At 61.7% G+C, this 525-nt stretch carries 1 protein-coding gene; it reads right to left on the bottom strand.

Translation table 11 applies throughout. From position 1 onward, the window contains the following. Window positions 1-504: hypothetical protein (locus VBO01S_RS33455; RefSeq protein ID WP_303621498.1), on the bottom strand; the 504-nt coding region annotated here is incomplete at its 3' end. Window positions 505-525: the final 21 nt, after the last annotated feature.

The following is a 525-nucleotide window of genomic DNA, read 5'->3' as shown; positions in this document are numbered from 1 at the left end:
CAGCAGCTTGTCGACCTCGACCTCGTCCGGTCTGAGCACGGCCACGAGCAGCATCGACAGTCTTTCGACTTCGACGTCGTCTGGTTTGAGCACTGCCACCAGTGGCATCAACAGCCTGTCGACCGGTCTGAGCACGACCAACAGCAATGTGAGCAGCCTGTCGACGTCCACGTCGTCAGGGCTGAGCACGGCGACCAGCGGCATCGCCAGCCTGTCCACCGGCCTGAGCACCACCAATAGCAACCTGGACAGCTTGTCGACATCCACCTCGAGCGGCTTGAGCACGGCAACCAGTGGTATTTCGAGCCTGTCGACTTCGACGTCGTCTGGCTTGAGCACGGCGACGAGCAGCATTGGCAGCCTTTCGACCTCGACGTCGTCTGGTTTGAGTACTGCGACCAGCGGTATCTCCAGCTTGTCCACTGGCCTCAGCTCCACGAACAGCAACCTGGACAGCCTGTCGACCTCCACGTCGTCCGGCTTGAGCACGGCGACGAGCAGCATCGACAGCCTGTCGACTGGCCT

This window comes from Variovorax boronicumulans NBRC 103145 (assembly GCF_001591345.1).
GTDB classification, from domain to species: domain Bacteria; phylum Pseudomonadota; class Gammaproteobacteria; order Burkholderiales; family Burkholderiaceae_C; genus Variovorax; species Variovorax boronicumulans.
Note: the sequence above shows the minus strand (reverse complement) of the source record. Positions and strands in the feature narration are given on the sequence as shown.